This is a genomic window from Tissierella praeacuta, from assembly GCF_040396155.1.
Classification (GTDB): Bacteria; Bacillota; Clostridia; order Tissierellales; family Tissierellaceae; genus Tissierella; species Tissierella praeacuta_A.
This window is the reverse complement of the sequence record NZ_JBEBOY010000027.1, coordinates 21,435-40,169: the sequence shown is the minus strand read 5'-3', so window position 1 is coordinate 40,169 and position 18,735 is coordinate 21,435. Positions and strand designations below refer to the sequence as shown.

Annotated in this window: 19 protein-coding genes; 2 read left to right on the top strand and 17 right to left on the bottom strand. The window is 31.0% G+C overall.

The annotated features are described in order from the left end of the window. The 3 genes from ABWP20_RS12680 to ABWP20_RS12670 form a co-directional block, all read right to left on the bottom strand. Positions 1-403: LysM peptidoglycan-binding domain-containing protein (locus tag ABWP20_RS12680; RefSeq protein WP_353096184.1), on the bottom strand; the 403-nt coding region annotated here is incomplete at its 3' end. Between the two features lie 89 nt (positions 404-492). Continuing rightward, the gene (mnmL, locus tag ABWP20_RS12675; protein WP_353096183.1) at positions 493-1,401 is read right to left on the bottom strand and encodes a tRNA modification radical SAM protein MnmL/YtqA; all 909 of its coding nucleotides are present in this window, start codon (positions 1,399-1,401) and stop codon (positions 493-495) included. A gap of 90 nt (positions 1,402-1,491) precedes the next feature. Then, on the bottom strand, positions 1,492-2,190 hold the full coding sequence (locus tag ABWP20_RS12670) for a M48 family metallopeptidase (RefSeq protein ID WP_353096182.1): 699 nt from the start codon (positions 2,188-2,190) through the stop codon (positions 1,492-1,494). Between the two features lie 231 nt (positions 2,191-2,421). Here ABWP20_RS12670 and ABWP20_RS12665 point away from each other — a divergent pair, with 231 nt between their 5' ends. Both ABWP20_RS12665 and ABWP20_RS12660 read left to right on the top strand, forming a co-directional pair. Next, positions 2,422-2,547 (top strand): hypothetical protein, encoded by a 126-nt coding sequence (locus ABWP20_RS12665; RefSeq protein ID WP_353096181.1) that lies wholly within the window; start codon positions 2,422-2,424, stop codon positions 2,545-2,547. A gap of 157 nt (positions 2,548-2,704) precedes the next feature. Beyond that, the gene (locus ABWP20_RS12660) at positions 2,705-3,166 is read left to right on the top strand and encodes a UvrB/UvrC motif-containing protein (RefSeq protein WP_353096180.1); all 462 of its coding nucleotides are present in this window, start codon (positions 2,705-2,707) and stop codon (positions 3,164-3,166) included. A gap of 22 nt (positions 3,167-3,188) precedes the next feature. Here ABWP20_RS12660 and ABWP20_RS12655 read toward each other — a convergent pair whose 3' ends face one another. The 14 genes from ABWP20_RS12655 to ABWP20_RS12590 form a co-directional block, all read right to left on the bottom strand. Continuing rightward, a complete protein-coding gene (locus ABWP20_RS12655) occupies positions 3,189-4,502 on the bottom strand; it encodes a DUF4179 domain-containing protein (protein WP_353096179.1) in 1,314 nt (437 codons plus the stop codon). Then, on the bottom strand, positions 4,503-5,018 hold the full coding sequence (locus tag ABWP20_RS12650) for an RNA polymerase sigma factor (RefSeq protein WP_353096178.1): 516 nt from the start codon (positions 5,016-5,018) through the stop codon (positions 4,503-4,505). It abuts the gene before it with no gap. A 137-nt stretch (positions 5,019-5,155) separates the two neighbouring features. After that, a complete protein-coding gene (locus ABWP20_RS12645) occupies positions 5,156-5,974 on the bottom strand; it encodes a C40 family peptidase (RefSeq protein ID WP_353096177.1) in 819 nt (272 codons plus the stop codon). Between the two features lie 27 nt (positions 5,975-6,001). After that, positions 6,002-6,772: a serine hydrolase gene (locus ABWP20_RS12640; protein ID WP_353096176.1), complete on the bottom strand. Its 771-nt coding sequence runs from the start codon at positions 6,770-6,772 to the stop codon at positions 6,002-6,004. 100 nt (positions 6,773-6,872) lie between these two features. Then, positions 6,873-7,838 (bottom strand): ATP-binding cassette domain-containing protein, encoded by a 966-nt coding sequence (locus tag ABWP20_RS12635; RefSeq protein WP_353096175.1) that lies wholly within the window; start codon positions 7,836-7,838, stop codon positions 6,873-6,875. Beyond that, on the bottom strand, positions 7,831-8,880 hold the full coding sequence (locus ABWP20_RS12630; protein ID WP_353096174.1) for an ABC transporter ATP-binding protein: 1,050 nt from the start codon (positions 8,878-8,880) through the stop codon (positions 7,831-7,833). The genes ABWP20_RS12635 and ABWP20_RS12630 overlap by 8 nt, the downstream gene beginning before the upstream one ends. A 10-nt stretch (positions 8,881-8,890) precedes the next feature. Beyond that, positions 8,891-9,859, bottom strand: coding sequence for an ABC transporter permease (locus tag ABWP20_RS12625; RefSeq protein ID WP_353096173.1), 969 nt, complete (start codon positions 9,857-9,859; stop codon positions 8,891-8,893). Then, on the bottom strand, positions 9,859-10,803 hold the full coding sequence (locus tag ABWP20_RS12620) for an ABC transporter permease (RefSeq protein ID WP_353096172.1): 945 nt from the start codon (positions 10,801-10,803) through the stop codon (positions 9,859-9,861). The genes ABWP20_RS12625 and ABWP20_RS12620 overlap by 1 nt, the downstream gene beginning before the upstream one ends. Positions 10,804-10,957: 154 nt before the next feature. After that, positions 10,958-12,790: a peptide ABC transporter substrate-binding protein gene (locus ABWP20_RS12615; protein ID WP_353096171.1), complete on the bottom strand. Its 1,833-nt coding sequence runs from the start codon at positions 12,788-12,790 to the stop codon at positions 10,958-10,960. A gap of 324 nt (positions 12,791-13,114) precedes the next feature. Beyond that, positions 13,115-14,200, bottom strand: a complete 1,086-nt coding sequence (locus tag ABWP20_RS12610; protein WP_353096170.1) for a dipeptide epimerase — start codon at positions 14,198-14,200, stop codon at positions 13,115-13,117. A 183-nt stretch (positions 14,201-14,383) separates the two neighbouring features. Beyond that, positions 14,384-15,313, bottom strand: coding sequence for a S66 peptidase family protein (locus tag ABWP20_RS12605; RefSeq protein ID WP_353096169.1), 930 nt, complete (start codon positions 15,311-15,313; stop codon positions 14,384-14,386). Between the two features lie 24 nt (positions 15,314-15,337). Next, positions 15,338-15,877: a spore maturation protein gene (locus ABWP20_RS12600; RefSeq protein ID WP_353096168.1), complete on the bottom strand. Its 540-nt coding sequence runs from the start codon at positions 15,875-15,877 to the stop codon at positions 15,338-15,340. A 22-nt stretch (positions 15,878-15,899) separates the two neighbouring features. Further along, positions 15,900-16,502, bottom strand: coding sequence for a nucleoside recognition domain-containing protein (locus ABWP20_RS12595; RefSeq protein WP_353096167.1), 603 nt, complete (start codon positions 16,500-16,502; stop codon positions 15,900-15,902). Between the two features lie 319 nt (positions 16,503-16,821). Further along, positions 16,822-18,678: a sigma-54 interaction domain-containing protein gene (locus ABWP20_RS12590; protein WP_353096166.1), complete on the bottom strand. Its 1,857-nt coding sequence runs from the start codon at positions 18,676-18,678 to the stop codon at positions 16,822-16,824. Positions 18,679-18,735: the final 57 nt, after the last annotated feature.

Below are 18,735 nucleotides of genomic sequence, written 5' to 3'. Positions count from 1 at the left end.
CAAATGTGCCTGTTGGGCATGTTGGTGGGGTCGGAGTACTTGGTATACATATTACTTGACCTATTTGTAGATTATTTGGATTTATTCCTGGGTTTATTGCCATTATCGCCTCTACTGTTGTATTATACGTAATTGCTAATTTATAAAGTGTATCTCCTGATTTTATTGTGTAAGAAAAACTTCCCGTTGGACATGTTGGTGTTGGCGGAGGTGTCGGAGTTCCTGAAGTCCTTGGTATGCAAATTCTCTGTCCTACTTGTAGATTATTGGGATTAATTCCTGGGTTTATTGCCGTTATTGCCTCTACTGTTGTATTATACGTAATTGCCAATTTATAAAGTGTATCCCCAGATTTAATTGTATAGGAAAAACTTCCTGTTGGACATGTTCTGTTATTACTCATACTTAACCACCCTTCTTTCATTATTCTATGCATTAATATACTATGCTAAAATATGATTAAGGGTTACTATGTCTAATTCCAAAAGTTTTTTAATTATTCCTTCCTTGATAAGAGTTACGAACTTTAAATTCCTTATCAAGCATAGACAATACTCTAAGTTTATCTAGGCTCCATTTAGGCTCATATATTAGTTCCTTTTTTCCATCTCCTGTTACTCTATGAATTACCATATCCTTAGGAAGTAGTTCAATAGCATCTGCTACTAAAGATACATATTCTTCTCTACTCATTATAGAAAAAGAATTTTTTATATAATAATCAAATAAATCCGTATTTCTTTGGATATAAAGGGAATGAATCTTTACTCCCCAAGTATTTGTATTAGCAATATATTTTGCTGTATCAATCATTTCTTCTCTACTTTCATTTGGCAACCCAAATATTATATGAGTAACAACTCTAATATTTCTACTTTTTAACTTCCTTATAGCTTCATCATATATTGAAAGAGAATAACCTCGCCTAATAAATTTAGCTGACTTTTCATAGATTGTTTGAAGTCCCAGTTCTATCCATAAATATGTTTTTTCATTTAACTCAGATAATAATTCTAACACTTCTTCACCTAAACAATCAGGTCTTGTGGCAATAGCAAGTCCCACTGCCCCCTGTATACTTATAGATTCATAGTATAAGGCTTTAAGGTTGTCAATAGAATCATAGGTATTAGTAAAATTTTGAAAATACATTATATATTTATCAGTAGACCATTTCTTGGATAAAAGCTTTTTCTGTTCTTCTGCTTGCTCCTTTAAGGAAAATAGTCTTGTTCCAGCAAATTCTCCAGAGCCTTCCTCACTACAAAATATACAGCCTCTAGCACCTACTGTTCCATCTCTATTGGGACAAGTAAATCCTCCATCTAATGATAATTTCATTACTTTTCCCCCAAACTGCTTCCTTAATTCTTCATTTAATGTATTATATTTTTTTGACATTGTAGTTTACTCCCACTCCAATTATTTTCTTCTGTCACACTATTATAAAGCAGATTATTAAGGATATAATGAGTCAGATTCTCTGACTCATTATATCCTTAATCCATTTAATTCTTTCTTCACATTTCTCCAATTAGGATAATATCTATCCATAACAGCCTTAAACTTTTCTCCATGCCCTCTTTCTAAAAGATGAGCCATTTCATGAACTATAATATATTCAAGACAATAGTATGGCTTTTTAGCTAATTCAAGATTTATCCAAATTCTCTTAGCCTTAGGATTACAAGTCCCCCATCTAGTCTTCATCTTTTTAACTCCCCATTCTTCTACTTGTAGTTCCATAATTCTTTCCCATTTGTCTATCATAAGAGGAATGATTTCTTTTAACTCGCTTCGATACCACTCTTTGATTATACTTTCTCTTTTTGCTTTATTGCTTCCTTCTTTTACATATAAATCTATATATTTCTTACTTCTTATTTCAACCTTAGATTTATTATTTTTCTGATATATTACATTAAGTAAATATTGTTTTCCAAAATAATAATGACTTTCATCTGATATATATTCCTTCTCTAATATTTCTTCTTGATTTTCAAATTTTTCTTGCTGTTTCTTTATCCAAGATATTTTTGATACTACAAATAATCTAAGATCATCATCTGTCATCTTTTTAGGTGCAGAAATCCTTACCTGACCATTTGGGGAATGAACCGATAGATAAACATTTTTTATATTCTTTTTTGTTACTTCAATTTCTATATCATTTATGATTATTTTAGTCATTTTAATATTCCTTTTAGGCTTATCTATTAATATTTCTTCACATGCACCACATTCCTCCCTTGAGCAAAGTGGTAACAAACCTTATCGTTTCCATTACTTTGTCCTAATCTTATCAGATTAATTAATAGGAGGCAATAAATTTTAATATTCTAATCTTCACTTATTACTTTTAATTCATAATCCACTCCATTATAATAAAATTAATCATAGTTACTTTCTTGAGGTGATACCATGAGTAAAATTCCAAAACATTTAATAGAAAAAATAAATTCAATTCCAGCTCAATCTGGGGTTTATAAAATGCTTGACTCCAATGACAGAATTATTTATATAGGTAAAAGATTTCAATATCTATAACCCTTTATCTATAGTAAATAGTAGAGAGAATAATTGTTATGGTCCCTTTAGGAGAAAATTTTCACTAGTTGAATTAATTAATTCCTTTAAAAATATTTATCCTATAATCAAAGTTAATGAAATTTATAATTTCCAATATAATTTAATGCCCATCCCAATGTCTAGAAATATCTTTGAAGAAAATAAAAAATCATTAGAGGAAATTTTCTCAGATAATAAGAAAATGATATTATTAATCAATGAATTAGAGAGAAAAATGAAAGATGCAGCCACTCAGTTTCAATTTGAAACTGCTTCTGTTTATAGGGATATGATCTATAGTTTAAATTATTTAAAAACTGGAATCTATGGCTATAAAACCATGTTTTTAAAAGATATACTACTAAAGATACCTATTACCAATGGATATAAATTATTTTTCGTATCTAAGGGGAAAATTTTATTGAAATCTGTTTTTTCTACTTTAACAAAAGATGATATACAAGGTTTCATTAATATTGGTAAAGACTTAAAATCATCTATTTCTAGCAATTTAAATGAAAAGTCAAGTATGGATTATAGGGATATATTATATTCAGAAATTAAATCATTGCCTGATGAAATGGTTATATATTTATGAGTTAGGGAAAACCCCTAACTCATTATTCTATACTGTATTCATATATTGTTTCATTGTATGTTTTATTATATCTAACCCTTTGAATATCTAGTTTCAAGTTTTCTCCTGTTCCCTTAAATTCAATAGTTCTGGTATGGTTTATTTTTGGTGTATCTCCTTCAGCTATCTCTTCAAAATCTCCTTCAATAGTTTGTTCTGCTTCGACTTTTTCTCCATCTATATCTAAATACACTTTACTTAATATTAAATCTCCATCTGTTGTGATATTTATATAGGTATTTCCTTCTGTTTCATAAACTTCATTGATTCTTATATCTTGCTCTAGAATTTTCATATCCTTATTAATTTTTCCTTTTTGTAGTTCAATAACTTCCTTAACATCATGATTACCACTGAAAGACTTTAGTACTATTTGAATATCTTTTATGTCATGGGGTAATGCATCATAAGACATATTAAAGCGACTACCTTTAGCACTTGTACTCATACTTGCACCTTGCTTTTGAATATCTTTACCATTAGCCATTATACTCAACTCTATATCACTACTCGTAGAGTGCTCACCCTTGACTTTATCTATTCCTAATTCAATTATATTTTGAATTTGTCCCTTTATAACAGTAGATGTGGGAGATGCTATCAAGGACTTAATTTTTATTTTTCTTTGGTCTACTTCAATCTCTTTGTTAATTCCAATTTTCAAACTATGTCCCATTGCTTGATTTCTATCTAATTTGAACTCAATTATTCCTGTTTCTTTCATGTCAATTGGATGAAATGTTAATTTCATCTTTCTCTCATAAAACATTGGTTTATCACAAGTCATTACCCATTTCATCTCTGTTTTATCTTCATTTTCTTGACCAAAACCACTTCTATTATAACCAACTCCAAATAATCCCCGCAAGTATGCAGGGCCCAAATCTCTAGAAGTTTTCTGGATATCACCTGAAGGATCATTTATAGTATAAAATGCTATTAAATTATTATCATCTAACATTATACCGTCTAATGTGACCGTAACTCCATTTTTAAATGTATAGGACTTATCTATAACTTGCCCCTTTCCTAACTCATTTAATTCTCTTAATGTTCCATTCATCACATTATCATATCCGATTAATTGCTTTGCATAATAAGCTAAAGTATCTACATTATATCCTATAAGTAGAACTGCAATAATCAATGCTGCAACTTTTCCTTTGATATTAAATCTTCTTCTTTTATTAGGTATATTATCTAAAGCATCTCTCAACCTAGATTCCATATCTTCTGGTATCTTTAAATTATCTAATTTATTCTTTCTTTCAACCAATGATTTCTCTATATTATTCACTTATACCATCCCTTCCATGGATTCTCTTAAATTTCTCATAGCTGCATTGATTCTAGACTTTACTGTACCAAGGGGAATATTAAGTATCTGTCCAATGGTTTCATAATCAAAATCAAGAAAATATCTTAACTTAATTACTTCCTGATGATTAGGACTTAACTTAGATAAATATTTTTCTAATATTATCCTATCCTCTAGGCTCTTATAGGTTTCATATGCTACCTCTTTTTTTAAACTCTCCAAGGAAATAATCTTCTTTTTCTTTTTCAATATACTTTTACAAGAGTTAACCAATATGGTCTTGCTCCAACTATAAAATGCATCTTCTTTCTTGAGTTTATGTATGTTTTCATACAGAACAACTATCATATCTTGCATTGCGTCTAAAGCATCGTATTCATTCTTCATATAAACATAGGCTAATTTATAGTAATCTGTTTTCTGAGTCATAACTAATTGCAGCAATGATTCTTTATCTCCATCTTTCGCTTGTTTAATTAATAGTTTTTCCTCCACCGTCTCACCCCTATCTTTATATAAGAGTATTTTACCATTAAAAAAGTTCATTTATATTGAAAGATATTATAATATCTTTCAATATAAATGAACTAACCAATAATTATTGCAATTATTTCAGTATCCTTTTTCTTATTTTAGAAAATAGTACCTATATCTGTTATAGTTTTTGCTAGGTCTTCTCTATAATCTTTATCCTTTGGGTTTAAACTATTGATACCGACACGATTGATACTCGCACTGGAATGTACATACTTATCATTTCCTATATACATGGCTACATGGCCTGGGAAAAATAAAAGATCTCCTGGTTTTATGTCTTCTAATCCTATTTTTTTCATATATTCATCTTTTCTTACTGCATCTCTATATATTATAATTCCATTCAGCATATAGGATATAGAACATAATCCAGAACAATCTATACCTAAGGGACTCTTTCCTCCCCATCTATATTGTGTTCCCAAATATAACATAGCAGTATTTACTAATTTATCTCTCAACTGACTTTCATCATTTTTATCATAAGACGTTATTAGGTTTCCTATGAATACTTTTCTGACCCAACCTGTACTACGGTCGGCTAATTGAATCTCCGCCCATTCATCAGCCTCTTTTCCAGTAACTATTACTCTTGCACCTCTAGTTAAAGTTTCCTTTATATATCCTTTATAACTTGCACTAGGCATTACATCTACTATTGAATGTATAATTACATTCTTTGCCTTCTCCATCCATTCCCTAGATTCACCATCATCAATAATCATATTAGACTCACAAATATAGCCGCAGTAATTATATTGAGTTTCAATATAATACCATCCTTCTTTAACATCCTCTAGGATACTTACAACCATACCATATAAACCTTCATCAGCCATTTCACTATCAAACCTTGGATGTAAATTAATAGGAACTACAGTCTTGTTTAAAATTCCTAGTTTTTGTCTGTCCAAATATATCACCTCATATAGTATTATTTATTATCTTAAAAAATTATCATATACAAGTTTTGAAATCCTTCCTATGGTCCTTTTACCAACTAAATCATTTTCTCCATTTGTTGTAAATATGCCTATTAGATAATTTATATTTTCCAAATAGAATATTCCTATATCATGATTTAATCCACTTAACTCTCCTGTTTTATTTGCTATTTTTACTTCATCTAAAATATATCTAGGTAACATATCCCTATGTTTTTGTCTACTTAAAATATCTATCATAATTTCACACATCTTAGGGCTGACAATAGACTCATTATAGATTTTTTCCATAAGTAAGGCCATGTCCATAGGACTTGTCAAATTTTCTCTTCCTTCTTTTGCTGCTGTAAAATCCATCATTTTTCTTTTCAAGAAAGTGTCATTACAGTTTAATTTTCTTATCATTTTATTAATTCTTTCATAGCCTAGTAAATCTATTAGAACATTAGTAGCAGTATTATCACTAAGGATTATCATTAGAGTAATTAAATCTATTAATGTATATTCCTCTAATCTTAACTCAGATACAATACTATATTCTACTCTATCAGTTGCTCTAATCTTTATTTTTTCATCTAAACTATATTCACCTTTTTCCACACATCCCAATGCTTCTATCATTATAGGGATCTTTATTAAGCTGGCAGATGGAAAAACTCTATTTTCATTATATTTTAAAATCCATTTATCATTGGTTAAATCTTTTATTACAATTGAGACTTCTTCATCTACAGTCTTTATCTCTTTCATAATAATATCTTCTATCATTTTCATCACCTTCTATATATAATATCTTCATCTTATATATCTTTTCAAAGTCTAACACCTTGCTGTTATCTCTATTTATAATCCCTAACAACCATTTAATCTAAGTAAAATTTGGGGACTTCCATTTATTTAGGACTTTCATATAATCTTCTATTTCCTTATTATTTGCTAAAATAAAATGTTCAGGTTCTATTTCCACCCAACTTGGAGGATTATTTTCATAATCATGACAACTAGGATCATAGATTTCCAATATCTTAGCCCTTTCTTTCCTTGGATCAGGTAATGGAATTGCTGAGAATAAGGATCTAGTATAGGGATGGAGAGGATTTCTATAAAGTTTTTCAGTCTCAGCCATTTCTACTATCTTTCCTTTATGGATTACAGCTACTCTGTCAGTTATAAATCTCACTACAGATAAATCATGGGCAATAAATAAATATGTTAATCCTTTACTTTTCTGTAACTCTGACATTAAATTTAATACTTGAGCACGAATAGAAACATCTAAGGCGGATATTGGTTCATCTGCAATTATTAGTTCAGGCTCCATTACAACAGCCCTTGCTACTCCTATCCTCTGCCTTTGTCCCCCTGAAAATTCGTGAGGAAAACGGCTCAAGAATTCTGGCAGCAGCCCAACATCTAGAAGTGCATTTTCTACCATTCTCTTTCTTTCCTCTTCGTCCTTATAATTTTTTATATTATATAATCCTTCTGATACAATATAATCTACTTTTGCTCTCTCATTTAATGATGCCATTGGATCTTGAAATACCATTTGGATTTTCCTAGTTATTTCTCTATCTAATTCCTTACTTATTTTACCATTTATTTTTTTACCTTTAAATATAATATCTCCGCCTGCCGTTTCATTTAATCGAATAATAGCCCTTCCTATTGTGGTTTTCCCAGAGCCTGATTCACCAACTAATCCAAAAGTCTCTCCTTTATATATATTGAAATTTACATCTTTTACTGCCACAAATTTATTTTTCTTCTTACTTCCAAATTCTACCCTTAAGTTTTTTACTTCTAACAATACTTCTTTTTGGTTATTAGGCATTTTCCATTCCCCCCCATTGTTGTCTTAATACTTCTATTGATTCAGGAGGACTGACCTTTGGCGACCTAGGGTCTAATAGCCATGTCTTTGCTTTATGGGTAGAACTTACATCAAAATATGGAGGTTTCTCAATAAAATCTATTTTCAATGCCTTGGGGTTTCTTGGTGCAAAAGCATCCCCTTTTATTTCATAAAACAGATTTGGCGGAGTCCCCTTAATGGAAAATAAAGGTTCACCTTTTATTCCAAGTTGAGGAAGTGATGATAATAAAGCCCATGTATACGGGTGCTGAGCATTATAGAATACTTCTTCACGTTGTCCTATCTCAACTATATCACCAGCATACATAACGGCTATTCTATCTGCAACATTAGCTACAACTCCTAAATCATGAGTAATGTATACGGTGGTTAAATGATATTTTTCTTTAAGATTTTTTAATAAATTCAAGATTTGAGCTTGTATAGTTACATCTAAAGCTGTAGTTGGCTCATCACATATTAAAATCTTTGGTCTACAAGCTACGGCTATGGCAATGACAACCCTTTGTCTCATACCCCCTGAAAATTCATGAGGATATTCCTTATATCTTCTTTCTGCTTCATCAATGCCTACATCTTTTAATATTTCTATTACCTTTTTTCTCGCTTCTTCCTTTCTTAAGCCTTGATGTAATTCAACTGCCTCTTGCACCTGTTTGCCAATTGTCTTTAAAGGATTTAAGGAAGTCATAGGGTCCTGGAAAATCATAGCAATCTTTTTCCCCCTAATTTTAAGCCAATCCTTTTCAGTTTTATATTTTGATATTTCCTCTCCTTCAAACATTATGCTTCCAGAATCAATCCAGCCATTTCCATCTACTAAGCCCATGAAACTTTTTGTAAAGACAGATTTGCCAGAGCCAGATTCTCCTACTATAGCTAAACTTTCTCCTTCATATATATCTAGGGAGGCTTCTCTTATGGCTGTTAAAACATCTCCCCTCAATCTAAACTTAATAACTAAATCCTTTACTGATAATATGATTTTTCTCTCTTCCATAGTATCCCTCCTATACGTGATTTTTAGGATCTGCTGCATCAGAAAAAACATTTCCCATCATATAAAATGAAATAGTTATTATTGAAATAATTATTGATGGAAAAATCAATTGATATCTTTGAGATGGAACCATCATAAGAAGTCTTCCTTCATTAATGAGATTGCCCAATGATGGTATACTAACTGGCAGTCCAAGTCCTATATACGTTAGAAATACTTCATACCCTATAGTCTGTGGAATAGACAATGCAATACTTAACATAATAACGGAAACTAAATATGGAAGTAAATTCTTAGTTATTATCCTTCTTGTAGGTGTTCCTAAACATTTAGATGCTAGATTATATTCTCTATCCCTAATAATTACCGTTAAATTTCTTACAAAACGAGCCATATCAATCCAAGAAGTCATACATATGGCTATAATCATAGTATATAAACCTGGTTTCATTATATAAGTCATTAACATTAGTATTATAGTTTGAGGAATATTACTAAGTATATTATATATCTCTGTCATAGGACGGTCCAGCCATCTTATATATCCCCACATAGCACCTACTGTAATTCCTATTACCGCTTCCCAAATTCCCACTGTTATACCTATTAATAAAGAAGTCCTAGAACCACTCCATATACGTGACCAAAGGTCCTGCCCAATTGAATTAGTCCCAAATAAAAACTCTGAATCAGGTGGATTATTTGAAAGTGGTAATCTAGTATCTGGATTTATATGAATTTCAGTTGGTATTTTTTGATTTGGTAAATAGGGCTGAATTATTGTAAATATCAATAAAGCAGACATTAAAGTCAAAAGGAAAACTGCTAGTTTATTTTGAATAAAAACTTTCCAAGTAGATCGCCAATATGAGTAATTCGAGTATCCTCCACGTTTAGCTTCTGCTTCATCATATTCTGCAAACTCAAATAGCTCTTCATTTATAGAATTTACTAATTTATTTACTTTGCCCTTACCCATTATCTAGCACCCCCTTTTTTCTGCAAATTTATACGAGGATCAAATATGGCCATAAGTATGTCTCCTAAAAATAATCCGATTATACCTATTGATGAATATATAAGCACTAAAGCCTGCACCAAAGTATTATCCTGTCTTCTGATAACCTCTACTAATAGTCCTCCCATACCTGGAATTGAATATAGGGACTCTATATAAATTGAACCTGCTATGGTAAAAAGTATGGATGCCGGCAGATATTGTGCCATTGGAACAAATGCATTACGAAATACATGTTTCACCATTATGGACCTACTATTTAACCCTTTTGCCCTAGCTAATTTAACGTAATCCTTATTGATTTCATCTACCATATATCTCCTCATCCACATTGCATAACTGGCTATACCGCCTAATGACATAGATATGGCTGGAAGAATCCAACTTATAGGCTTATCTATATCAAATAATATTGGTAATTTAAATACATTAGTCAGATATAGCTGTAAAAAAAGAAAATATACTGCTGCTGGAACTGCCTTTATAAAAACAACATATCCTGTACCTAATTTATCCCAAAATTTATTTTTACTCTTAGCCATTGCTATTCCCAATGTTATCCCCACTAATAAAGATATTCCTATGGCCGCCAATCCAAAATATAGAGAATAGGGTACTTTTGCTTTTATTATATCTATAACTGGTACCTTAGGTCTAAATGTAATAGACTGTCCTAAATCTCCAGTTAATATATTTTTATAAAAATTAGTTAATTGTTTATATATTGGATCTCTAAGTCCCATGCTGATTAGTATAGCTTCTCTTTGCTGTTCATCTATTTTTTCATAAGAATCACCAAAATATCCTTCCTCAGGCAATAGCCTCATAAGAAGAAATACTATAGTAACTATAATAAATAGAGTAAATAAAGATTGCAATAATCTCTTAACAGAATATTTTAGCATTTTCTCCCCCCTCTTTTATGTCAAATATATTTAGTATTGACATAATTAAAATTCTTCCATAAATATATGGCTGAATAAAATGCCTTTTATTAATTTATATTATGTTATTTTTTAGACCTAAGGATTACTAATTGCAATCCTTAGGTCCCTGTGATTATTTGCTATTTTTAAGTGCTTCCGCTCTTTCTTTTTCCCATATTTCTAGCTCTGCTTTAAATTCTTCTGTATTCATAGGTTTCTCTAAAATCTGTTGCCCCTTATATCTTTCTGATGAGACTCCAAATGGTGAATATTGGGATTCAAATGGACTTAGCCTAGATGCTGCATAGCCTCCACCACCAAGTGCATAAGGTATAACAAAAGCTTCTTTTATTAAAAATGCTTCTGCTTCGGCAAATAGTTCATAACGTTTGTTTATATCTATTACTTCCTCATTGGCTCTATTTACCAAGTTAGTATATGTTTTCTCTCCATTAGATTCGTTATATCCTTCTACATATTCTGGAAAATTATAATTTCCTTCTGGAACAAAAGGACCTGTATATGTTTCAGGGTCTGCATAATCAGGTCCCCAATTGCATTCTAAAAATCCATATTTTCCCGAGCGTCTTACTTCTGATAAGAAATTTGTAGGTGGTTTTGGCTCTATTTGAATATCTATATAGTCTTTACCTAGTAAATTTTCCATTTGCTGTTCTATAACCTGCACTCTATTTGCCAACTCAGGCATACTTGAATTATATGGCATATATACTATTACTGGAAATTTCACTTCTCCTTTTAACTCTTCCATAGCCTTATCCCTATATTCTTTTGCCAATGCTTCATTAAATGAATCTGTATTTGAAAATTCCTTCAATCCTCCCAATTCTGTATAATCTATTCCATCTAAATCAACAAAACTCTTTGGCGTAATAGTATTTGACAACATTTGCTCCGGATTATAAGGTTCTGATGTTATCATTGCAGACTTCCTATCTAATGCATGGAATATTGATTTACGGAAATTAAGATTATTTACAGCAATCCTCCAATTCTCCGGCTCATATTCTTCATCAAATTTAGGGTCAAAATTTAAAGCATAAAAATAAGTATAGAAACTTGTTCTCTGCAGCCTATACATCTCCTTTTTATTTGGATCCTTCATCCATTCTTCAACTAAAGATGATGACATGTCTGTATGGTCAATTTCTCCACGTAAAAATAGTTCTGGTCCTAAAGTCAAAGCTTCTTTATTATATGTCATCTTTATCTTATCTATAAATATATTATCCTTATCCCAATAGTCTTTATTTGCTACAAGAATTCTTTTAGTTTGTGGTTCAAAGGTTTCCATTATAAAGGCACCATTATATAAAAAATTGGTATTATCTGTTCCAAATCTATCTCCTACTTCTTCCAAAAAGTCTCCGTTAACTGGTAAGAAACAAACATAATTTAGCATAGATAAGAAATATGGTGTAGGCTGTTTTAAAGTATATTCTAATGTATGATCATCTGCTGCTTTTACTCCTACTTGCTGAAAATCATCTATTTCACCATTATAATATTCTTCTGCATTTTTAATTACACTATAGAATATATTTGCTGTTTGTGATTCATTACTTGGGTCTAATAAGTATTTTGCCGCATCTACAAAATCCCTTGCCTTAACTTCTGCATACTCTTTTCCTTCATGGGTAATCCATTTTACTCCCTCACGAATCTTCAAAGTCCATATTAATCCATCTGGAGAAGATTCCCATTCAGTTGCTAAACAAGGTATCGGTACTCCATACTTGTCATAATCAATTAAACTATCTACCATATTTGCAGCTAATGAAAATTCATTCGTATTTGCAGTAACTAAATAGTTTAATGTAGTGATCTCTCCAGAATAAACAACGGAATATTCTCTCAATTCCTTTCCATCTGATGAAGTTTTAGATGTAGAACAGCCTGCAATAATCATGATTATTGTAAGTATTAAAGCCATAAGCTTTTTCATTTCTTACTCCCCCTTGGTTTCAAAATTATTATGGTTTCCTTCCCTTAAGATCTCCTTTATATTTTCCCCCTTTCCAAATAATATTGAAATACCATTTATTTGTAATAATTTTTAATATTGAAATATATTTCTATCTTTAGTGGTACTAATCGAAATATTGCAAATCTTATGCCAATACTTATGATACTTTCATATTAAATAAAAACTAAGAAATTTAATTCTCTTATATGAACAGGCAATTCAATTTATTAGAATTATCTGATTTCTCAAGCTGGATTTCATTATTTATTTGAAAGGAGGATGTACATCCTCCTTTCTGAATTATTATATAGTCAAATTTCCAATATTTTTAAATCCTAGTCCTGGTTCATCATTTAAAATAATTCTATAATCCTTAAATTCAGGTCCTCCTTGAATTGGATCCTCTTTACATAGCCCAGGTCCGTCTAAGTCTATTTTAGTTATGATTTTTTTAGCCGCTGCTAAGTGAACTGCTGCACTAACACTTAATTTACTTTCCAGCATGCATCCAAGCATACACTCAACTCCATAAATTTCTGCAATTGAACATATTTTTAATGCATTATGTATTCCGCCTGTTTTCATCAACTTAATATTTATTAAATCAGCAGCCCTATTTTGGATTACCTTCACTGCGTCAGATGGAGAAAATACAGATTCATCAGCGAGTATAGGTATACTTACGTTTTCTGTAACGTATCTTAGCCCATCTAAATCATTAGCGACAACTGGCTGCTCAACAAGTTCTATATCAAAACCTTTATCTTCCATCTTTCTAAGTAATACAACTGCTTCTTTAGGTGTCCAACCTTGATTTGCGTCTAATCTCAAATCTATATCATAACCTATAGCATCTCTTATTGCCTGTATCCTCTTTATATCCATTCTAGGGTCCAGTCCCACTTTTATTTTTAGAGTCTTATATCCTCTTCTTACTGCTTCAATACTGTCTTCTGCCATTTCTTCAGGAGAATTTACACTTATTGTTAAGTCAGAAATTATCTCTTTTCTATATCCTCCTAAAAGTTTATATATAGGTGATTTATGAAATTGCCCAAAAAGATCGTATATTGCCATATCTACAGCTGCCTTAGCACTTGTATTCTTTATTAAGGATTTATCTATTCTATTCATTATTTCTTCCATATTTTCTATTTCTAATCCTACTATCTGCGGAGCTATATAATCTTCTATTGCACATCTTATGGAACCTTTAGTATCTCCAGTAATTACTGCTGTCGGAGCAGCCTCTCCGTATCCAACATGTTCTGTATCAGTAATTACCTTAACTACTATATCCTCGATTTTATCAACTGTTCTAAGGGCTGTTTTAAAAGACTTTTTAAGTGGTACAGATATCTGTCCTACTTGTATCTCTTTTATTTTCATTTTAAAAGCCTCCTTCTTATGAATCCAATGTTATCATATTCCTTAGTTGAACCACTTATATTTCTTTAGATTTATTCTCTTATAGAAGTTTATGAAGCAAATGTTAATAATAATAGAGTTTTATTTATTTTCATAAAACAATATTGCCAAGATAGATATTTATATCTACAAGGCAATACTTTTTTATTCTGTACAGCTTTCCAATATTATAAGTTCTTTTTTGTCAGCATCTAATCTAGTATTTACACCAAAGGGTAATGTAACCATTGGATCACAATGTCCTGCCTGTAGATTATATATGGTTGGTTTACCAATTGGTTTAATTTGGTCATTAATCACTTGTTCTAAAGTTAAATTTTCATTAGGATTTTCCGATTCACATCCATTAAAATCTCCTAGTATAATACCATTAGCCTCTTGTAGTTTACCTGATAATCTCAGCTGGTTAAGCATCCTATCTATATTATAAGGTTCTTCCCCTACTTCTTCAATGAATAGAATCTTTCCCTTTACATCAATTTCATAGGGTGTCCCTATAGTATCAACAATTAAAGATAGATTCCCACCTATTATACGCCCTTCTGCTATACCACCATTTATAGTAATGATTTCTTCTCCTTCAGGATTAGATATTTTACCCATAGGCTCTGTATTCATAATAGCCCGGAAAAGGTTGTCCTTAGAAAAATCAGAAAAATTATCAATCATGTCTGAAACCACCATAGGACCATGATAAGTAACTAAATTAGCTATTTGAGTAAAAGATATATGCAACGCAGTAATATCACTATATCCAACAAACACCTTTGGATTATTCCTTATAATCTCATAATCTAATAAGTCAATAATGCGTGGAGTTCCATATCCTCCTCTAATACATATAATTCCATTTACTTCTTTATCATTAAACATTTCATTTATATCTTCTGCTCTGATATTATCATTTCCTGATAAATAACCATATCTTTTATATGGACTTTTTCCCATCTTTACTTTAAATCCCATATCAATTAACTTATCATGAGCCTTCTTAACCTTTTCTTCTGTTGTGGGACTAGACGGAGCTATAATCCCTATAGTATCTCCTAATTTTAATGCCTTTGGTTTAATCACTTTTACATCCCCCCATGCCAAATATTACATTCCAAAGAATAGTCTAGTTACTAAAACAGCCGTAAGCAGTCCCGCTAAATCAGCCAATAGTCCAACTGGAAGTGCATGTCTTTGTTTTTTGATTGATATTGAACCAAAATATACTGATAATACATAAAAAGTAGTTTCTGTTGAACCCATCATAACTGCCGCCATACGTCCTATTAAAGATTCTGGACCATAGTCTGTTACCAAAGAACTCATTATTCCTTCAGCTCCACCACCAGATAGCGGTCTCATAAATGCCATTGGCAGCACTTCACTTGGCATACCAATAAAATTAGTAACAGGGCTTAAAGCCTTAGTCAATAAATCCATAGCACCAGATGCTCTAAAAGCACCTATAGATACTAACATAGCAACTAAAAACGGAATAATCTTTACTGCTGTAGTAAATCCTTCCTTTGCTCCTTCTGTAAAGGACTCATATACTTTGATTTTTTTAGCCATGCCAAAGACTAAAAAACCAACAATTATTACAGGGATTGCATAAACTGATATTGCTTCCATTACTTTTACAAACATTGATCTTCCCCCTTATGTTATATTAGTTATTAACCTTTTTCATCTGATACTTGGGTAGCTTTTGAAATATCTTAGAAGCAATAATTGCAACAACTGTAGATACTGTTGTAGCTACTAATGTTGGTCCAATTATTTCAGTAGGATTTTTTGCCCCTGCTGCAACTAATATTCCAATAGTAGTGGCAGGAATCAAAGTTACTGAGGAAGTATTAATAGCCAAGAATGTGACCATTGCATCTGTTGCTGTTTCTTTGTCATCGTTTAACTTTTGTAATTCCTGCATTGCTTTCAATCCCAATGGAGTAGCAGCATTACCTAATCCTAACATATTTGCAGCAATATTCATTATCATTGCACCCATGGCAGGATGTTCAGGTGGAACATCAGGGAATAACCTAACCATTAATGGTCTTAATGCCTTTGCAAGTTTCTCAACTAATCCTGAATCCTCTGCAATTTTCATAAGTCCTAGCCATAAGGTCATTAAGCCAATAAGTCCTAAAGCTAACTCTACACCTGTTTTTGCATTATCAATAGCTGCATTTGTAACTGCTTCAATGTTTCCTGTGAGGGCTCCAACTACAAATCCAATGATAAGCATGCCTGCCCAAATAAAGTTAATCATTAAAATACCTCCTTTAATTTTTATATTTAATTGCAAGAAAATTTATTGCAATTAATATGCCATAATTTAAAACTTTAATATATTAACTTCCTAATAATTTATTTCTGTTTATAAGATAACTTGTCCATCTTTATTTAACTTATATTTTCCTTACTTATATATAAATTCCTCTTCGAATTATACGGTAAATGGGACTATGTTCCGAAAATATGGAATAATTGGACAACTTCCATTATATCATAAATTTATTAAACCTATTTAAAACAATGAGAATCTATAAGTATAAAATAATACCAAGGGGTTATCTCCCTTGGTCATTTTATTCTATATTATATTTTTTTATTTTCTCATAAAATGTAGTCTTGCTAATATTTAGAGTCTCCATTGCCTTTTTCTTATCTCCTTTGCAAGCCAATAATGTCCTCTTTATAATAGTTTTCTCGTATTCTTCCAAGTAATCTTTTAATGAAGTTCTCCCCACATCTTTACTTTCTTGTTTATTAGGCTTCAAGGTTATATGTTTCGAAAGTATATTGTTTCCTTCTGCTAAGTTAACAGCTCTTTCCAAAATATTTTCCAATTCCCTTACATTGCCAGGCCAATTATATTTTAATATTAAATTAATTGCCTCTGAAGAAATTCTCTTTGGTTTACAACCTATTTCATGAAATATCTTAGGAAGTACCAAATCTACCAATGCTATTATATCCTGCTTTCTTTCTCTTAGAGGCGGTATCCATATTGGAAATACATTTATTCTATAGTATAAATCTTCCCTGAAATTTCCCTTTGTCATTTCATCTTCTAAGTTTTTATTGGTAGCAGCAATAATCCTTATATTTACAGTAATACTTTCAGTTCCACCTACCCTATAAAAACATTTCTCCTGAATAACCTGCAATAATTTAACTTGTAAATTCGTAGATATATCTCCAATTTCATCTAAAAATATGGTTCCATTGTTTGCAATCTCAAAGAATCCTTTTTTACCTTCTGCTCTTGCCCCTGTAAAAGCACCTTTCTCATAACCAAAAAGTTCGGACTCCAATAATGTTTCTGGTATTGCACCACAATTAACATGAATAAATGGTTTGTCTTTTAACTTGCTATTTTCATGAATTGCCTTTGCTAAAATAGTCTTACCTGTTCCACTTTCTCCAAGTATCAATACATTTGAATTAGTTTTAGAAGCCTTTAGAGCCATTCTCTTGACATGTTCAATCTCTTGACTATCCCCTACAAAATTGGGAAAAGCTTTAATTAACCTTTTTTCTTCAATAAGCTGAGATTGTGCTTTTTCTAACTGGTTAATTGCATTATCCCTTTCCATTATAATTCTTTTTATTTCTGAAATATCTTCTACTTTTAATGCAGCACCTATTCTTTTATTTTCATCTTCTACAGGCAAAAGTGTACACATTGTAGGATATCCATTTATCTCCTCAAATTTATCCTTATAGCTAATATTCTCTCCTTTAGCTACATTAAAAAATTGTTGGATTATGGAATCGGATTTATGGATTTCAAATATATTTTTTCCAATTACATCTAAGGCTTCAGTCTCTTGACCTTTGGCTCTATATTCTTTCCCTTTTAATATATCATTTATGCTTTCTCCTCTGGCCGTATATCCATGAGATTGATAAAATTTCATTTTCTTTGTATTCCCATCTAAAATTACCATATTCCCTATTGCATTGATATAACTCATTATAAATTTTTCATCTCTTACCTTAATGGAGGTTATCTTATTTATGAAGTTTATTTCAACTTCTATGTCAATTTCCAGAAAATTAGTTTTTATTAATAGTATATCTTCTTTATGCCCATTTTTCAAGACCTTAAATATCGGACTTGATATTCCAGACTTTTTAAACAATCCAATGGCAATTACCGAATCACCATCTCTTACATTATCTTTTATTCCTAACAATCTGAATGAATCTGAATCTAATTTTCCGTCATCCTGTCCAATTGAATTATCAGCAATAATAACTATATCTCCTATATTAAGTTTTCCTCTATCATGGTTACTTTGCCCATCGTATTTTATCCCAAATATTTCTTTTGCTTTATCATTATAAATTTGTATTTTAGCTTCATTATCTATTACTATAAAACCTTCTGACATCATATTGGTAAATGTTTTTACATAAGAATTTGCATTAGAAGACATTTAATCACCCTTTAGATATATTGTTACTTAATTATATCATGATAGGGATTGTTCTAA

Excerpts from the sequence above, each read along its gene's own strand:
- ABWP20_RS12615 (WP_353096171.1), bottom strand. The coding sequence starts at position 12,790 with ATGAAAAAGCTTATGGCTTTAATACTTACAATAATCATGATTATTGCA.
- mnmL (WP_353096183.1), bottom strand. The coding sequence starts at position 1,401 with ATGTCAAAAAAATATAATACATTAAATGAAGAATTAAGGAAGCAGTTT.
- ABWP20_RS12590 (WP_353096166.1), bottom strand. The coding sequence starts at position 18,678 with ATGTCTTCTAATGCAAATTCTTATGTAAAAACATTTACCAATATGATG.
- ABWP20_RS12665 (WP_353096181.1), top strand. The coding sequence starts at position 2,422 with ATGAGTAAAATTCCAAAACATTTAATAGAAAAAATAAATTCAATTCCA.
- ABWP20_RS12595 (WP_353096167.1), bottom strand. The coding sequence starts at position 16,502 with ATGATTAACTTTATTTGGGCAGGCATGCTTATCATTGGATTTGTAGTT.
- ABWP20_RS12600 (WP_353096168.1), bottom strand. The coding sequence starts at position 15,877 with ATGTTTGTAAAAGTAATGGAAGCAATATCAGTTTATGCAATCCCTGTA.
- ABWP20_RS12630 (WP_353096174.1), bottom strand. The coding sequence starts at position 8,880 with ATGGAAGAGAGAAAAATCATATTATCAGTAAAGGATTTAGTTATTAAG.
- ABWP20_RS12620 (WP_353096172.1), bottom strand. The coding sequence starts at position 10,803 with ATGCTAAAATATTCTGTTAAGAGATTATTGCAATCTTTATTTACTCTA.
- ABWP20_RS12625 (WP_353096173.1), bottom strand. The coding sequence starts at position 9,859 with ATGGGTAAGGGCAAAGTAAATAAATTAGTAAATTCTATAAATGAAGAG.
- ABWP20_RS12640 (WP_353096176.1), bottom strand. The coding sequence starts at position 6,772 with ATGATAGAAGATATTATTATGAAAGAGATAAAGACTGTAGATGAAGAA.
- ABWP20_RS12660 (WP_353096180.1), top strand. The coding sequence starts at position 2,705 with ATGTCTAGAAATATCTTTGAAGAAAATAAAAAATCATTAGAGGAAATT.
- ABWP20_RS12610 (WP_353096170.1), bottom strand. The coding sequence starts at position 14,200 with ATGAAAATAAAAGAGATACAAGTAGGACAGATATCTGTACCACTTAAA.
- ABWP20_RS12670 (WP_353096182.1), bottom strand. The coding sequence starts at position 2,190 with ATGACTAAAATAATCATAAATGATATAGAAATTGAAGTAACAAAAAAG.
- ABWP20_RS12635 (WP_353096175.1), bottom strand. The coding sequence starts at position 7,838 with ATGCCTAATAACCAAAAAGAAGTATTGTTAGAAGTAAAAAACTTAAGG.